The organism is Streptomyces sp. AK02-01A (assembly GCF_033795305.1).
GTDB lineage: Bacteria > Actinomycetota > Actinomycetes > Streptomycetales > Streptomycetaceae > Streptomyces.
The window spans coordinates 12293-27745 of record NZ_JARBAE010000002.1; the positions used below are offsets into that span (position 1 = coordinate 12293).

Below are 15453 nucleotides of genomic sequence, written 5' to 3' on the forward strand. Positions count from 1 at the left end.
CCGCTGTGACGACGCTTGCCGTAACCGGCCACATGGACCTGACGGACGCATCGGTCCCCTTGGTCCGCGACGCAGTACGAGACCTGCTCGCCGGATACCGGGGCCCGAATCTGGTCGGGGTGTCCTGCATCGCCGCCGGATCGGACAGCCTCTTCGCCGAAGCCGTACTCGCGGCCGGCGGCCGTCTTGTAGCGGTGATCCCCTCGCACGACTACCGCCGAACAAAGGTCAGGCCGCAGCACGCTCCCCTATTCGACAAGCTCATTGAGGCCGCCGACGAAGTACTGACCATGCCCTTCGAAACGGCCGGCAGAGAGGCATACGAGGCAGCCAACCGCGTACTCCTGGACCGCGCCGACCGCTTGGTCGCCGTCTGGAACGGCCAGCCACCGGGTGGCAAGGGCGGCGGCACAGCCGACGTGGTCGTTGACGCCCGCACCGCAGGCATCCCGGTCGACGTGGTGTGGCCGGAGGGCGCCGAGCGCATCGGGGCCTAGCTAGGACGCCGTCACACGTGGAGGTCGTCTGGGTTCAGTTCGACCGTAGACTCGGGAGATGGATACCGCGTCAGTCGTCGCGCTCATCGCACTTGTAATCTCGGTTCCCTCCGCTCTCGTCACCTTTCAGTACAGCCACAAGCAAACCGAAGCAGCCGCGAGAGCAAACGCTCTCACTGAGCGAGCACAACGCGAACAGGCAGAGCCATACGTCATCGCCGATATTCGGCCGAGAGTACCCGGGTCATCGCTACTAGTTTTCGTCATCGAAAACATCGGGCCGACTCTCGCCCGCGATGTCCAACTGTCCGTCGACCCTCCTCTGCGGACAACTCTCGGTGCGGAGAAAGAGGCCATTCTCAACCAAGCGGTTACCAGGAAGATCGCTGCGCTGCCTCCTGGTCGGCGACTTCCGTTCGTCATGGACGTTGGCCACAAAGTGTTCTCTTCAAACCTTCCGCTCCTCTACACGGTCAAGGTCCAGGCCAGCGGACCCTTCGGCGTCATGGAGCCGCTGACCTACGTTATTGACCTTGAGATTCTGAGAAATACCGGATTGGACACTGAATCTTTAGAATGGAGCACGCACGTTCTTGCCGAGCAATCGAAGAAGTCGGCCAGATCTCAAAAGCAGCAGGCAGACGCTCTCAGGAGCCTCACAAGGCATGTCATCGAGACGTCTGCGCGGACCCACGAGGAATAGACTCCAACGGTCAATTAAGGGCGGCGGTGTCAACACCACGGCACGGCCATCCCAATACACTTATCTTCCCAACGCCGCGACCTTGGCCTATAGGTCCGCCTGCCCGGCCAGGCCCAGAGTGTCAGTGCACCCCTGTGGCCACGATCCAATGTCCCCTCGGAAGCCCGAGTGCACCGGAGCCGTCTGATCCAGCCGCTTTCATCCCTTCCATCTGGGCTTCATGGATTCGCCCTCAGACGTCCCGGCTTGAGGCGTAAGAATCTACAGAGCTTAGGACCCGAGTCGGGGGCACATGCAGGGCACACGGGAGTCAAAAATGCCCCGCATCCGTGCAAGGTCACGAAGGATGAAACGCCAGGTCAGCGGGCGTTTGAGCAGAAAGTCGCAGGTCAGCGGCGGGCGGGTGGCACTTCTTCGACATCTAGGCCGAAGCCGAAGCACCGCTGACCTGCGGTAATGCCCTTTAGGCCCCCGCCTGGAGCACAACGGGGGCGCTCCCCCGAGATGTCAGGCCGTCGACCGCCGCCGTCAGGGCGCGGTCGACGGCCTTCTTCGTCCGCTCCTCGCCGGCGGGCATCAGGTGCGTGTACGTGCGCGGCGTGAAGCCCGGGTCGGAGTGGCCGAGATACTCGGAGAGGGCTTTGACGCTCTCGCCCGCGTCGAGCGGCACGCTCGCGTAGTGGTGGTAGAGGGCGTTTGGGGCGCCACTGCACCCGATAGCGGGCTGTGGTGCCGGCGGCACATATCTCCTCTGTGGAAAAGCCGGAGCCGAGGAACGGCCTGTTCTGTACGCCGACTCCGAGGGCCGGGCCACGCTGATCGGTGCTGACCTCGTGGAGGCCGTCACGCTGATCGTGGTACTGCCTTTCTGGCATGAGCTGGCGGCGGGCTTCACTCCGACGGAGCTGGGATCGGATCTACGTGCCGACCGGCCCGATTTCGACGCCGAGCGCGACCGTCTCCTGGCCGCCCTCGGGCTCGCTCCTGTGACTGAGGAGGAAGCTGCCGCCCGGCTGCCGGCCATCGCCGCGTGTACGGCCCCCGACTATGTTCCTCTGGTTCCGGACGACGATCACCTGCCGTACGAGCTTCTCTTCGCCGACGGCCCCACGTCAGCGACACCAACATCGGGCCCTTGCTCGGTCTCCCCAGCTTCTCCTGCCTCGCTCCGCGGATGGCGAGACGGTTTCCGGTAGTTGAGCGGGATCGCGCCCAGCGGCCCGGTCGTCGCGTCGAGTGGACGCAGCGTCTTCCCGTATTACACGGCCGGATCCTTCTCGGTGCGGCGCTCCGCTCCCGGGGCCCCGGCGCGCGCGATGACGGCGGCCAGCGCGAAGCCCAGGACCGCCGGATTGACGTAACCCGGAACGGCGCCGGTGGCGTAGTCTCCACCGTCATTCGTCTCGCAGACGAATTGGAGCGGCAGGTAATTCACCGTGTAGTCGGTGATCATGTTGGCCATTGTCCGCTCCTGCCAGCCGGGTGTGCGGCAGGACCGGATCGGTGCCGAGTCGGCGCCGCCGTCCGCCGCGGACATGACCGCCCCGACGACATGGAGCAGGCCCCACGTGTACAGCGCGATGGCGACGGCGCCCAGGATGGCGGCGAGGCTCCTGAGCCACACCCGGCGGTCGGCACTCCGAAGGCCGACCCGGCCGAGGGTGCCGAAGCCATGGCCGGCGAAGGCGAAGGCCAAGATCAGTCCGGCCGGAACGAACAGCAGAAGCAGGAATGCCATCGGCCGAGTCCATCAGGCCAAGATCACGACGGCTGTGACGGAGCCCACAGTTCCGGCAACAGAGGCGTCACAGCTCAACCGCCGTCTCTCATAGAGTCATTGGCTCCGGAGCGTGCCGATCAGGCGGGTGCCTGTGAGGGTTTCCCGGAGGGTCTCGTACAGACGACCTCCGGGCCGGGCTCACATCGCGCGGCTGTCAGGCGAGTTCGAGGACGGGGCGGGTGCTGAACTCCTCGTACATGTCCGCGCCGTCCGGGCCGTTGAGGAACTCCGCCATGGCGGGGTTGCGGTTGGCGGTGGCGAGAGGCAGCCATTGGACAAAGGTGCCGTATCCGCCGCATACCGCCTCTCCGCCGTCGCCGCCGTACACCGACGCCGGGTCGGAGGTCATCTCCGCCTGGTAGACGTCGTAGGCGATGTGCAGGCCGAAGGCGTTGGGCTGGTGCTGGGGTCCGCGTCCGGCGCCGTACGGGAAGCTGTCGAGCGGGCAGTGGTCCCCCCAGCGGAACAGTGTCGCCACTCCCGCGCCACAGGCGTGCTCCCACTCGTCCGGGCTGGGCAGCCGCAGACCTTGTCCGGCGAGTGCCGCCGGGACCCTATCGGGCAGTTCGGTGAGTTGTTGGGATTCGACCGCGATCAGCAGTGTGGGAACCGTGACCGTGCGCCGCGCGGTGAGGAACTGGGCGAGATGGGCGCGTGGATCGGGGTCGAAGCCGTAACCGCCCCGCAGGCTCTCGGTCCGGTAGGAGTCGAGCTGCTCGGCCAGTGGCTGCCAGGCGTCCGGATCGAAGCCGACCGTCACCTCGCCACCGGGTATGAGAGCGAAACGCTGTCCCGCGCGTTCGACCAGCGCGCGGTGGAGCCTGCCGTCCAGGTGCGGGGCGCTGTCGAAATGGACGAGCTGCCCGCCCACCTGGCGGGCTGCCTCTCGGGCATGTCGCGCGGCGGCCTCGTGGTCCAGAGCGCGCCAGTGTTCGAAGGTCAGGTCAGCGACGGACATGACGCTCAGTCTGGCACCCGGCACCGACAACGTGATTCCCGGAACGTGGCTCCTGGCTGAGCACGGCAGGCGTTCAAACGGGCATTGACGCGGCGGCCACGGGAAACCACGCCGTCGGTGATCTGCTTCTGTCGCGCCCGGTACCGCCTGGCACGACAGAACCGAGCGGCGTCTATCGTGCACCGAGCCGTTACCCCACGGCCCGTCTTTCGAGGAGCGAATCACGTGAGCGCAGCACCTGTACGCTTCGGCCTGGTCGGCAGCGGCTGGCGGTCGGAGTTCTTTGTCCGTCTGGCGCGTAAGCTGCCCGACCGCTTCGCGGTGACCGGTGTGGTGAGCCGGTCCGCCGAGCGCGGCGCCGAGGTGGAGGCGTCCTGGGGAGTGCCCGCCTACCGCACGGTCGACGAGTTGCTGGCGGGCGCCGAGCGGCCGGAGTTCGTCATCCCGTCCGTGCCGTGGTCCGTCACTCCGGAGGTGACGAAGGATCTCGTACGCCGCGAGGTGCCGGTACTGGCGGAGACGCCTCCGGCGTCGGACCTCGAAGGGCTGCGGGACCTGTGGCGTGAGACCGGTGGCAGCGGCCTGGTGCAGGTGGCGGAGCAGTATCCGCTGATGGCGGGACACGCGGCCCGGCTCGCACTGCTGCGGGAGGGAGTGATCGGAGAGGTGACGTCCGTCCAGATGTCCTCCACGCACCTGTACCACGCGGTGTCCCTGATCCGGCACACGCTCGGAGCCGGCTTCGAATCCGCCACGGTGACGGCCAAAGACTTCACCGCTCCGCTCGCCGATCCGTTGTCCAGGGACGGGTGGTCCGGCGATCTGACGCCCAAGGACGCCTCGACGACTCTCGCGTTCCTGGACTTCGGCGGGCGGATGGGACTGTATGACTTCACGGACAACCAGTGGTGGAATCCGTTGCGCGGACGGCGCATGGTGGTGCGCGGTTCGCTGGGCGAGATCATCGACGACAGCGTGGTGCGGATGGCCGACCCGCGCACCCCGGTGGAGTCCGCGCTGGTCCGCCGCCGGACCGGGACCGACCTCAATCTGGAGGGCGTCGAGCTGCATCACATCACGTTCGACGGACGGGTGGTGTACCGGAACGAATTCGTCGGCGCGAACCTCTCCGAGGACGATCTGGCCGTCGTTGACCTGCTGTGGCGTACCGGTGCCTGGGTGCGCGGTGAGGGACCGCAGCCGTATCCGCTCGCCGAGGGCTGCCAGGACCATCTGATCAGCCTGGCGATCATGGAGTCGGCACGCACCGGGGCCGCCGTGACCACGACCCGGGAGGCCTGGGCGGTCTGAGCACCGGCGGTTCGCGAGGACTCTCTCGGTCCCGGCCGCCGGGAGGCTTCGTCCTCCCGGCGGCGGGCCGGGTCGTCAGCGGTCGATGATGTCGCGCCAGGAGTGCCGCGGCACGAAGCCCAGTGCTTCGCGGGCGCGGTCGATGCTCAGCAGTGTTCCGTATGTGCCGATCTCGCGGGTGAGCTCCACTTCTGGGAACACCTCGGCGAGCAGTTCGGCGGAGGGCCGGTCCATGATGGTGTCCGCCGCCGCGATGACGAAGCTCGGCGCTCCGGTCACGGGCGCGGCGAGCGCGAGGCGGCAGGCCGCCGCGACATCCCGGGCGTCGATATAGCCCCAGAGGTTCCACTTCCGCAGCCGCGCGTCGGCCCAGTAACCGGGCACCAGGTGGTAGTCCTCTTCGAGGTGGACGTTGGACAGGCGCAGCGCGACGAAGGGGATGCCGGACCATTCGGCGATGTGCTGGGCGGTGGTCTCGCTCGCCACCTTGGACAGCGCGTAGGTCGTGGTCGGGTACGGGTAGTGGTCCTCGTCCACCGGCGCGTAGCGGGGCGGGACGTCGAACGGCAGGCCGAGCGTGGTCTCGCTGGACGCCCACACGACCCGGGACAGCTTGTTGTGCGCGGCGGCGAGGAAGACGTTGTTGTTCATCGCCAGGTTGGTGTTCAGGGTGTGGGCGGCGGGAAAAAGGCCGGGCGCGGGGATATTGGCCAGGTGGATCACCGTGTCGGCCTCGCTCAGCGCGTCGACCGCTTGTCCGTAGTCCGTCAGGTCCGCGCGCAGCAGCGGTGCTCCGATCTTGGCCATGGTGTCCCGGTCGCCGGGCCCGGCGGCGATGTCCACGGCCAGGACGTCGAAACCGTGTTCCAGCAGATCCGCGACGACGACACGGCCGGTCTTCCCATTGGCACCAGTGACGGCGACTGTGGTCATGGACGTTCTCCCAACTCGGCATCACTACTCGCGACTCGACGTCACTCTCGCGACTCGGCATCGCTCTCGCGTCTTGCTGCTCCATCCTCTCCCGCCGCAGGCCGGCGGCACCACCGGCCCGGTACTCGGTAGACGGAAGTGGTGCCTCCGGATGTCCGCGCGGGCCCGGCTGTCAGTGGGCGCTGGCACGATGAGCCCATGAAGATCTACAACTGGCGGCCCTTCCTTGAGCGGTGGAGTGAGGACTGGGTCGACTCCGCCGGTGCGCTGGGGCAGGAAGTCGCGGACGAACAGGTCCCGCGGGAGCGATGGCTGGGGTTCGCGCCCGCTGACGAGGATCGGATCGAGGCTCTTGAGGAGCGGCTCGGCGTGGCTCTGCCGCCGACCTACCGGTCGTTTCTGGCGGCCACCGACGGCTGGCGGCCCGCCGGGACGTCCGTTCGTCTGATGGGGACGGCGGAGGGTGTGCACTGGCACGCGGACCCGGGCGGTCTTCAGGAGATCTACGAGAGCGACCTGGGTGAGAGTCCCTCCGAGGAGGAGGTGCTGACGGCCGGCATGTGGGGCAGGGCGCTCCAGTTGTCCCTGGACTCGGACATGACCGACGTCCTGCTCGACCCGGGCGATGTGAACGCGGACGGTGAATGGGCCGCCTATGTCCATCGTGGCTGGTCGGGCGAGTACCCGGATCGCTACGAGTCGTTCACGGAGCTTATGCAGGCGCTGTTCAAGGACTTCCACCGGGTGAACGGAGACAGGCCCGGGTTTGTGAATGAGACGACCCGTGAGCTCGACGCGGCCGTCGAAGGAGCGCGGGTGGCGTGTCTGGGCGGTGATGACATCGACGGTCAGCTCGATGTGTTCGCCGAGGCCGAGGAGTCCGGCAGAGTTCGCGCCCGTGGGCTGCGCGTCCAGGTGGAGGCGATGCTGGGCGGCGGTGAGGTGAGTTCCCGTGTCGCGGGAGGCCTGGACGATCCGCTGTACGCGCACGAGTTCCTGCCGCTGGCCGCTCGGGAGCATCTCCGGTCCCGCCGTGGCGAGGCGGAGTTCGTTCAGCCTCATGACGGTGCGGACCGGGAGCGGGCCCTGGCGGTGTTCCGGGAGATCGGCGAGCTTACGTTCCGGTACGAGCCGCCCGGCCCTTTCGGAGATGCCGTCGCCGTGGCGCGGGAGCAGGCGCGCTGGGGCGATACGGACGCGGCGTGGCGCACCGTCGCGGCCGCGGTGCCCGACTGGCAGCCGTATGGCAGTGAGCACGTGGCTCCGGTCGGACTGCTCGCGGATCCGCTGCTCGGGCCGGTGATCACTCCGGAGCGCGGTCGGTACATCCTGGAAACGCCTCGTGGCGAGCGGGCCGAAGAGGCGCCGGCGTGGGACGACGGCGAGGAGGCGGCGCCGGAACCGGACGGGTTGGCCTGGCTCGCCGATCAGGAGCCCGCGGAGCCGGCGGGTTCCTATCGCTTCGTCCTGGTTCATGGCGTCTCGCCGGAGGAGCTGGCCGGGCGAATAGGAAAGGGTCCGCTGCTGGCGCCGTCCGGTGAGCGGGACCTCTCCTCGCGACACGGGAGTGACGAGCATGGTGTGGCCCGGCTCGGATCGAGTGGAGACGGCTGGAGTTTCGCCTTCGAGAGCCGCCCGGAGGCTTTTCGGCCGGGACGGCTGAACGGCGTGGACGAGTCGGTTTCGCGGGGCGCGAAGTCCGTCGCGGTGTGGGTCGAGCGTGGCGGCCTGTCCGGCGCGTTCCCAGGATCCTTCCATTTCTCCTATGCCGAGGACGGGCGGCGTGTGTACGGATTCACCGCGCGCGGCGGAGAGATCGAACGATGGGGGACGCTTCCCGGGTCGCTCGCACCGGAGGACCTCTTTCCGGCGACTGGCTCCGGCGGTCCGGCTCTGGATCCCGATGACGAGTACGAGGCGCTCAGCGCTCTCACGGAAACGTTCGGCGTTTCCCTGCCCCGCTTCGCGATCGAGCACGGGCGGCTGCACGCCGTCGCGGCCGAGCCATGGGTGGCGCCGCCCGGCCCGGAAGAGCCGCCTGTCGGAGCTCGGAGCGATGTGATCGGCTGACGCACTGCTTGGCTGACGCACTGCTTGGCTGACGCATGGTCTGGCTGACGCATGGGACGGAAGGTGTGCCTGCGCCGCACCGGGCCGTGCGCGGTGCGGCCGGCCTCCGGATCCGGCCCTGGGCACGGATCCGGAGGCCGGCGTTGTCACGGCCGTGCGTCCGCTCCCTCAGCGGATCAGGGTGCGCACCATATGGCAGGTGGTGTCGGACGGCGGGCGGATGCCGATCCTCGCCGCCGTGCTGCGGATCCTGCGGTTGCTCGCGTTCGCCGGATGGTAGACGCCCGAGTCGAGCAGGGCGATGGCGAGGCGCATGGCCTTGAGCCGGCGGTTGTGCGTCTCGTACCACTCACGGGGCAGGCCCGCCGGCAGTGGCTTGCGCTTGAGGGATGGCAGGGTATCGAAGGGTTTCGTCGTGATTGTGGCAACGGCCATCGGCGACCTCCCGGCACGTGGTTGGACCCTCACGAACTCCCTCTATTTTACTGCCTCGCACTGACAATCGTCCCTGGCCAGAGGGCATTTGAGAGAGAGTCCGGCGGCACGGCCGACGCCACTCGGCCGGCTCCACTAGTGCTTGTCGAGCCAGATCACGATCCCGGTCCAGTCGTTGAGCACGGCCGCGACGCCCGCCCTGATGGCGGCCGCGCAGCGCTCGGCGGTGAACGAGTCGGCGTCGTACGTCGAGGACGCGCCGAGCCCTTCGCCGCGGAACGACGCGCCGGACCAGTCGACCGCCGTGACGTTGTGCGTGGGCTCAGCCAGTTCCGCTCCCACGACGAGGAACTGTTGTGACAGGTGGTTCGGCGTGACCGTCGAGAGAGGATCGATGAGGTCGTTGCCCGCGCTGACGATGAGGTCCGGGCTCAGCTCAAGGGCGCTGACGACGCTGGGAAGGAGGTCGGACGGACCGTCGGCGACCACCGTCCTGAGGTCGACGTGCTCGGTCTCGGCCCACTCCTTGACCGCCTTCACCAGGGCCTTGGTCGGGCGGTCGTCACCGGCGGTGAGGAGTACCACGCGGTAGTCCTTCGACGGGTGGACCCCGGTCCAGGAGCCGGGCCGCGGCGTGGCGGTCGCCTCCGGGGTGGGCGGGGCGGAGGGGTCGATGAACCCGGAGCCGAGAGTACCGATGGCGGAGGGCTTGGGATGCGGCCGTGACCAGTCGTCGCCGGAGCTGCATCCGGTGACCAGCGCGGCGGCCGCGGCCAGCGTGGCAGCGGCCCGAAGCGAGGGGCGCAAGGCGATCGTCCTTCGTGTGGTGGTGGATGGTGCGCCTACATCCTCCTATCCCAGTTCCTGTCGCTTTCCTCCACGGGTGTCGTTCTCGGCTTTGTTTTTCCGTAATTCGCCCGCGAGCCTGATCCTGTTCATCCGTGACATGGAACGTGCACTGGCAACCTCAAGGAGCCCTCATGTCACATCGGGTCCGCCTCAGCATCATCGGGATCACTGCGGCGGTAATCACTTTCCTGAGCGTCGGGCAGCCGGCGTTCGCCCACGGGTTCACGTCGGTCGTGTACGCCCATGTCACCGCAGGTGACGAGGGCCATATACGGACGACGCTGAAGCTCGAATACGACCTCTTCGTCGCCTCCGCCGCCGACTACGAGGACGACGATCAGCTCTTCCAGACCGGAAACGCCGCATTCGAAGCCGGTGACACCAAAGAACAGGCCGCGGCGCTCAACGCCCATTCGAAGTCGGCCGTGAAATATGTCACCGATCGCTTCCCGGTCTCCTTGGACGGCAAGGTCTGTACGCCGACCCAGGTCGGCGACTTCACGATGACCCGGCAGGAGGGCGTGCCGTACGCCGCTCTGCTGCTCGACTGGACCTGTGCCGGGCCGGGCGACGATCACGTACTGCGCAGTGGACTGTTCCCCGACTCCGAGGGCTATGTCACCAGCACCAAAACGATCGTCACCTACGAGATCGACGGCCGTGCCGGCAGCGCCGCGCTCGACGCCGCTCATCCGTCCTTCTCGTTGGGTCAGTCGTGGTACGAGCGGTTCTGGGAGTTCTTCAGCCTGGGTGCCGAGCACCTGCTGACCGGGACCGACCACATCCTGTTCCTGCTGGCGCTCATCGCCGGCTCACGGCGTCTGCGCGAGATCGTGCTCGCGGCCACGAGTTTCACGCTGGCGCACTCGGTGACGTTCATGCTCGCCGCCCTCGGTCTGGTCGACGTGCCGTCGAAGGTCGTGGAGCCCGTCATCGCGCTGTCGATCGCCGTGGTCGCCGGCTGGTACCTGTGGCGGATCTGGCGGCGCGGCGGCCATGCCGCCGACCTGGAGGCGGTGGAGGGCAGTCACTTCAGCCTGGACCGTGCGGGCTGGACCCGCCTCGGGGTCGTGTTCTGTTTCGGCCTCGTGCACGGCCTGGGCTTCGCGGGCGCGCTGGGCATCGACCAGGCGTGGTCGTGGACCCTGCTGTGGTCCTTGCTGGTGTTCAACGTGGGCATTGAGGGCGTGCAACTGGCGATCATCGCCATCGTTTTCCCGCTGCTGACCGTGCTGCGCCACCGGGCGCCGACAGCCGGCCTCTGGGCCACCGGCGCGATCTCCGCGGGTGTGGCCGCCATGGGGCTGGTGTGGTTCATGCAACGGGTGTTCGGGTTCTGAGACCGCCTCAGACCCCGTAGAAAGTTCAACCAGTCCCAAGATCGTATTTATGACTAGTTAACCAGGCGATGAGACCTTAACGGTCTCCATTCATGCACCTCAGTGTGCGCAAAAGGAACGAAAAACCGATGAAATTGAGCACCCCGACGCAGGCCTCCGGGCTTGTGCGGCGCCGCCTGGCCACAGGCGCCACAGCGGCATTCCTGGGCTTGACAGTGGCCCTCGGCAGCGGCATGGCGTCCCCCGCCGCCGCCGCCGAGCCCGCTTCGCTCACCGGCATCATCCTCGGTGTGGGCGCCAACGAGACCCAGCGCACCGTGACGTGGTACTCCTCGGCCGACACCGCGCAGAAGCTCCAGGTCGCCCCGACCACTGAGCTCGTCAACGGCGAGTTCCCGGCCGGCGCCGCCACCTTCGACGCCATCGGCGGAGCGAACATCGCCACGAGTGGCGGCTTCAACCGCCACGCGACGATCACCGGCCTGAAGGAAAACACGGCGTACTCCTACCGTGTCGGTACCGAGGGCAACTGGTCCACGGCGTACTCCTTCAAGACACAGGACTTCGAAGGCAACTACGACTTCCTGTTCTTCGGCGACCCGCAGATCGGTTCGTCCGGCGACCTGGCACAGGACCAGGCCGGCTGGCAGGACACCGTGGACGTCGCTCTCGCGGCCAACCCCAACTCCGAACTCCTGGTGTCGGGCGGTGACCAGGTCGAGAGCGCCAACAACGAGTCCCAGTGGAACTCCTTCCTGGCCCCGGACAAGCTGCGTCAGTACCCGTGGGCCGCCACCATCGGCAACCACGACGTCGGCGGCAAGGCCTACGAGCAGCACTTCTCCACCCCGAACACCGACCGCTCGGGCCCGCTGTACTCCAACGGGAACCCGGAGTCCAACACCTCTGGCGGTGACTACTGGTACATCTACAAGGATGTGCTGTTCATCGACCTCAACAGCAACAGCTACGCCACCTCTCAGGGTGGCGGCGGTGACGCGGCGCACATCAACTACGTCACCGACATCATCAACAAGCACGGTTCCGAGGCCAAGTGGAAGGTACTCACGTACCACCACTCGATCTACTCGCCGGCCTCGCACGCCAAGGACGGCGACAACAAGACGCGTCGGGTCGACTTCCCGACCACGTTCTCCAAGCTCGGCGTCGACCTGGTGCTGCAGGGCCATGACCACAGCTACTCCCGCAGCTACCTGATCAAGAACAGCGAGAAGGCGAACCCGGACGAGAAGCCCGGCGCCGCCGACGTGTACCCGGGTCCTGGTGGCGTCCTCTACGTGACGGCGAACTCCGCCTCCGGCTCGAAGTACTACGACATCACGAAGCCGGACAGCAGCGGCACGAGCGGCGCCGGCAACGGTGCCGACCCGCTGAACCCGGACAGCTACTGGTACAACTCGGTTCAGAACCAGGAGCACGTCCGCACCTACGTCAAGGTGCAGGTGCGCAACGACAAGCTCGTCGTCGAGAACGTCCGCAGCGGCACCTGTGACGCCCCGAACTCCGAGGTCTCGCAGGGTTCCTGGTGCAACAACACCACGGCCGACCAGCCCGTCGGCTCGCTCGTCGACAAGGTCACCGTGCACCCGTACAACGGTGACGGCCAGTCCCTCCAGGTCAACGTGCCGAACGCCGCTCCGGGTGAGTTCGGCTGGACGATCGACGGCTACAACGGCCTGGTGGACCTCGGCACCGCCCAGGAGCGCAACGGCGACCACTTCGAGGCGAGTGGCAAGATCAACCCGATCCTCGTGTCGGACAGCCGTCGCTCGCTCGCTCCGTGGTCGGTCTCGGCCAATGTGAGTGACTTCAAGGACGCCGACAAGACGTTCTCCGGCTCCTACCTCGGTTGGGCTCCGCACCTCCTTGACGGTGGCGCGGGTGCCGTGGCCAGCGAGCCGGTGGCTTCCGGCTACGACGACCAGGGCAAGGGTCTGTCCATCTCGCGCGGCCTCGGTTCGGCCGAGCAGGGCCACCCCCGTGGTTCGGCCAAGCTGGGCGCTGACCTGGGTCTGAAGATCCCGGACAGCGTCGACAAGGGTGGCTACCGTGCCACCCTCACGATCACTGCGCTGAGCAGCTGATCGGACCTGTTCCACCTGGCGGGGCAGGCGCCTTCCGGTGCCTGCCCCGCCTCACCTGGCGGGGTGGGCACCTTCTGGTGTCCTGCCCCGCCTCCCGCTCCAGGAGAACCCCGATGCACGCGCCCGTAATACGCCGGACGACCACCGTCGCCGCCCTCATTCGTACCGCCGTCCTGGTCCTGCTCACCGCCTTGACCGTCGCCGGCCTGTCCGCCGGCACCGCTCAGGCAGAGGACGGCAACGTCACCTGGACGGTCAGGACGGCCTCGAACAGCTACGGCGCCGACCGGTCCAGCTTCAGCTACAACGTCAACCCCGGTGGACAGGTCAAGGACACCATGGCCGTCGCCAACCGCGGCAAGTCCCCGCTCGAACTCGCGGTCTACGCCGCCGACGGCTTCACCACCGACATGGGCCGGCTCGACCTGCTCACCAAGGACAAGAAGTCCGTCGGAATCGGCGCGTGGGTCCACGCCGACCGCGACAGCGTCGTGATCCAGCCCGGTAAGTCCGCCAACGTGCCGTTCACGGTCACCGTTCCGGACAACGCCACGCCCGGCGACTACGTCGGCGGTGTCCTCACCTCCCTGAAGCAGGCCGACGACGCCGAGGGCATCAATGTCGACCGGCGCCTCGGCATCCGGGTCAAGCTGCGGGTCAGCGGCGAGCTCAAGCCGACACTCGCGGTCGAGGACCTCCACGTCGACTACGACGGCTCGTTCAACCCGTTCGCCAAGGGCGACGCCACCGTCACCTACACGATCCACAACACCGGCAACGCCATGCTGTCGGCCAAGCAGGCGGTGTCGGTCTCCGGCCCGTTCGGCTGGCTGCGGACCAACGCCGGCGGCATCGCACCGCCGCCGGAGCTGCTGCCGGGTGAGAGCTGGAAGGTGAAGGTGCCCGTGCACGGCGTGGCGCCCGGAGTCAGCCTGGCCGCCACCGCGACCCTCACTCCCGTGCTCGCCGACGCGTCGGGCTCCACCACCTCGCTCAAGCCGGTCCAGGCCACGACGCACGGCTGGGCCGTCCCGTGGACGCTGCTGGTGCTGCTCGTCGTGGTGATCGCGGTCATCGTCGGAGCGCTCGTCGTCTCGCGCCGCAACCGCGCACGGCGCAAGCTGCGTGAGGACGCCCGCGTACGGGAGGCCGTCGAGCAGACGCTCCGCGACCAGCAGACGCAGAAGAGCTGACCGTCCGCGTGCGTCGACGGACACGACCCACCGGACCGCACCTGACCGTCCCTGTCCGGCGGATGGCGCCGCCCGCCGTCGGACAGATCCCGGGACAGCCCGGGCGCGGGGTGTGCGCCGCCGGGCCTCATGGCGCACACCCCGCCGAGCCGGCTACTCCTTCGCCCGCGCCGCCGCGCGCTCCTCGGCCTCCGTCAGGATCTCCGTCAGCCGCAGCCCGAACCGTGCGTCGCAGCCGTGCGGCTGTCCCGTACGGACCGACTCCAGCAGCGCGTCGATCGCGTTCCGGAACGAGTCGACCGGGTCGCTGACGCTCTCCGGCAGCGCGGCCACACCGTGCTCGCCGCGCACTTCGATCCCCGTACCGCCGCCTTCCTTCGGCGCGCTCAGGCTCAGCGCCGCCGAGCTGGCCGCGCCCGAGGTGTGCCGGAGCACCAGATGCGTGAGATCGGGCTCGGAACGTACGGCCGTCACCTCCGTCACATCGCCGAGCAACGGAATGAGTACGGACAGCGCGTGCGGGCCGACGTCCCACAGACCGCCCTTCTCACGGCGCCAGGGCGATTCGGCGAAGGGACTGTCGTCGGCGCTCTCGCCGTACAGGGAGCCGAGCCAGTACGCGTGCGCCGTGAACCAGCCTCCCTTCGCGGCCTGTTCGTCGATCCAGCCGGCCGTGTCGGCCGCGAACCGCAGGGTGCAGAAGACCACCGAGGAGACACCGGCGCTCGCCACCGCGTCCGCCACCTCGCGGGCCGCGGCCACGGTCGTCGCGACCGGCTTGTCCATGAGGAGATGGCATCCGGCGGCAGCGGCGCGTGCCGCGAGCGGCGCCTGGATGTCCGGCGGAAGAGCGAAGGCTATGGCGTCACTCTCGGCGAACAGTGCGTCGAGTCCCGCCTCTCCCGAGTGGGCGGTGGTGCCATGGGCGGCGGCGAGGGCGGCGGCGGCCTCGGGACGCCGCCCCCAGACGCCGCTGAATTCGATTCCGGTATGGCCGGCGAGGGCGGGAGCGTGTGCGAGCTCCGCCCAGGGGCCGGTGCCGAGGAGTCCGATACGTGGCTTGCTCATGCCGCTCAGTGTGCCGCGTCCGCGCAGTACAGAGAGGCCCGGGAGGGCAAAAAGCGGGACAGCGGCGCCGGTCGCTTCGAGCCACACCGAGCGGCACTGGCGCGCGAGCTGTTCCCGGCCCCATACTCCTCCGTACGGACGCACCGGACGGTCTCGTACGAGCGATGCCGTTTGCGTCCGCCGGTCCGTCCGACCGGCGAGAGCGGCGCTT

General features: G+C 68.1%; 13 protein-coding genes and 1 pseudogene. 7 read left to right on the plus strand and 7 right to left on the minus strand.

Annotated features, from left to right (window positions below; genetic code table 11):
* Positions 1-5 precede the first annotated feature (5 nt).
* Both PV679_RS02485 and PV679_RS02490 read left to right on the plus strand, forming a co-directional pair.
* Entirely contained in the window at positions 6-497 is a 492-nt protein-coding gene (locus tag PV679_RS02485; RefSeq protein ID WP_319678535.1) for a hypothetical protein, read from the plus strand.
* 58 nt (positions 498-555) lie between these two features.
* A complete protein-coding gene (locus PV679_RS02490) occupies positions 556-1200 on the plus strand; it encodes a hypothetical protein (RefSeq protein WP_319678536.1) in 645 nt (214 codons plus the stop codon).
* Positions 1201-1663: 463 nt separating this feature from the next.
* Here PV679_RS02490 and PV679_RS02495 read toward each other — a convergent pair.
* The 3 genes and pseudogenes from PV679_RS02495 to PV679_RS02505 all read right to left on the minus strand — a co-directional run.
* Positions 1664-1894, minus strand: a pseudogene (locus PV679_RS02495) (integrase); the annotation flags it as partial.
* A 564-nt stretch (positions 1895-2458) separates the two neighbouring features.
* On the minus strand, positions 2459-2938 hold the full coding sequence (locus PV679_RS02500) for a hypothetical protein (protein ID WP_319678537.1): 480 nt from the start codon (positions 2936-2938) through the stop codon (positions 2459-2461).
* A gap of 196 nt (positions 2939-3134) precedes the next feature.
* Complete coding sequence (locus tag PV679_RS02505; protein ID WP_319678538.1) at positions 3135-3938, minus strand: hypothetical protein; 804 nt, start codon at positions 3936-3938, stop codon at positions 3135-3137.
* Between the two features lie 225 nt (positions 3939-4163).
* Between PV679_RS02505 and PV679_RS02510 the strand changes: the two genes are divergently transcribed.
* Complete coding sequence (locus tag PV679_RS02510) at positions 4164-5249, plus strand: Gfo/Idh/MocA family protein (protein ID WP_319678539.1); 1086 nt, start codon at positions 4164-4166, stop codon at positions 5247-5249.
* Positions 5250-5324: 75 nt separating this feature from the next.
* Here PV679_RS02510 and PV679_RS02515 read toward each other — a convergent pair whose 3' ends face one another.
* Entirely contained in the window at positions 5325-6182 is an 858-nt protein-coding gene (locus PV679_RS02515) for an NAD(P)-dependent oxidoreductase (protein WP_319678540.1), read from the minus strand.
* Positions 6183-6380: 198 nt separating this feature from the next.
* On the opposite strand from PV679_RS02515, the gene PV679_RS02520 reads away from it, so the two are divergent.
* Complete coding sequence (locus PV679_RS02520) at positions 6381-8252, plus strand: SMI1/KNR4 family protein (RefSeq protein WP_319678541.1); 1872 nt, start codon at positions 6381-6383, stop codon at positions 8250-8252.
* 168 nt (positions 8253-8420) lie between these two features.
* Here the strand turns inward: PV679_RS02520 and PV679_RS02525 are convergent, their stop codons facing one another.
* Together PV679_RS02525 and PV679_RS02530 are read right to left on the minus strand one after the other, a co-directional pair.
* The gene (locus tag PV679_RS02525; protein ID WP_319678542.1) at positions 8421-8687 is read right to left on the minus strand and encodes a hypothetical protein; all 267 of its coding nucleotides are present in this window, start codon (positions 8685-8687) and stop codon (positions 8421-8423) included.
* A 135-nt stretch (positions 8688-8822) separates the two neighbouring features.
* Complete coding sequence (locus PV679_RS02530; RefSeq protein WP_319678543.1) at positions 8823-9494, minus strand: hypothetical protein; 672 nt, start codon at positions 9492-9494, stop codon at positions 8823-8825.
* Positions 9495-9667: 173 nt separating this feature from the next.
* Between PV679_RS02530 and PV679_RS02535 the strand changes: the two genes are divergently transcribed.
* The 3 genes from PV679_RS02535 to PV679_RS02545 all read left to right on the plus strand — a co-directional run bounded on the left by PV679_RS02535 (position 9668) and on the right by PV679_RS02545 (position 14174).
* Positions 9668-10876, plus strand: coding sequence for a HupE/UreJ family protein (locus tag PV679_RS02535; protein WP_319678544.1), 1209 nt, complete (start codon positions 9668-9670; stop codon positions 10874-10876).
* 128 nt (positions 10877-11004) lie between these two features.
* Positions 11005-12981 (plus strand): metallophosphoesterase family protein, encoded by a 1977-nt coding sequence (locus PV679_RS02540; protein ID WP_319678545.1) that lies wholly within the window; start codon positions 11005-11007, stop codon positions 12979-12981.
* A gap of 113 nt (positions 12982-13094) precedes the next feature.
* Positions 13095-14174, plus strand: coding sequence for a WxL protein peptidoglycan domain-containing protein (locus PV679_RS02545; RefSeq protein WP_319678546.1), 1080 nt, complete (start codon positions 13095-13097; stop codon positions 14172-14174).
* Positions 14175-14327: 153 nt separating this feature from the next.
* Here PV679_RS02545 and PV679_RS02550 read toward each other — a convergent pair whose 3' ends face one another.
* A complete protein-coding gene (locus tag PV679_RS02550) occupies positions 14328-15242 on the minus strand; it encodes a Gfo/Idh/MocA family protein (protein ID WP_319678547.1) in 915 nt (304 codons plus the stop codon).
* Positions 15243-15453 lie beyond the last annotated feature (211 nt).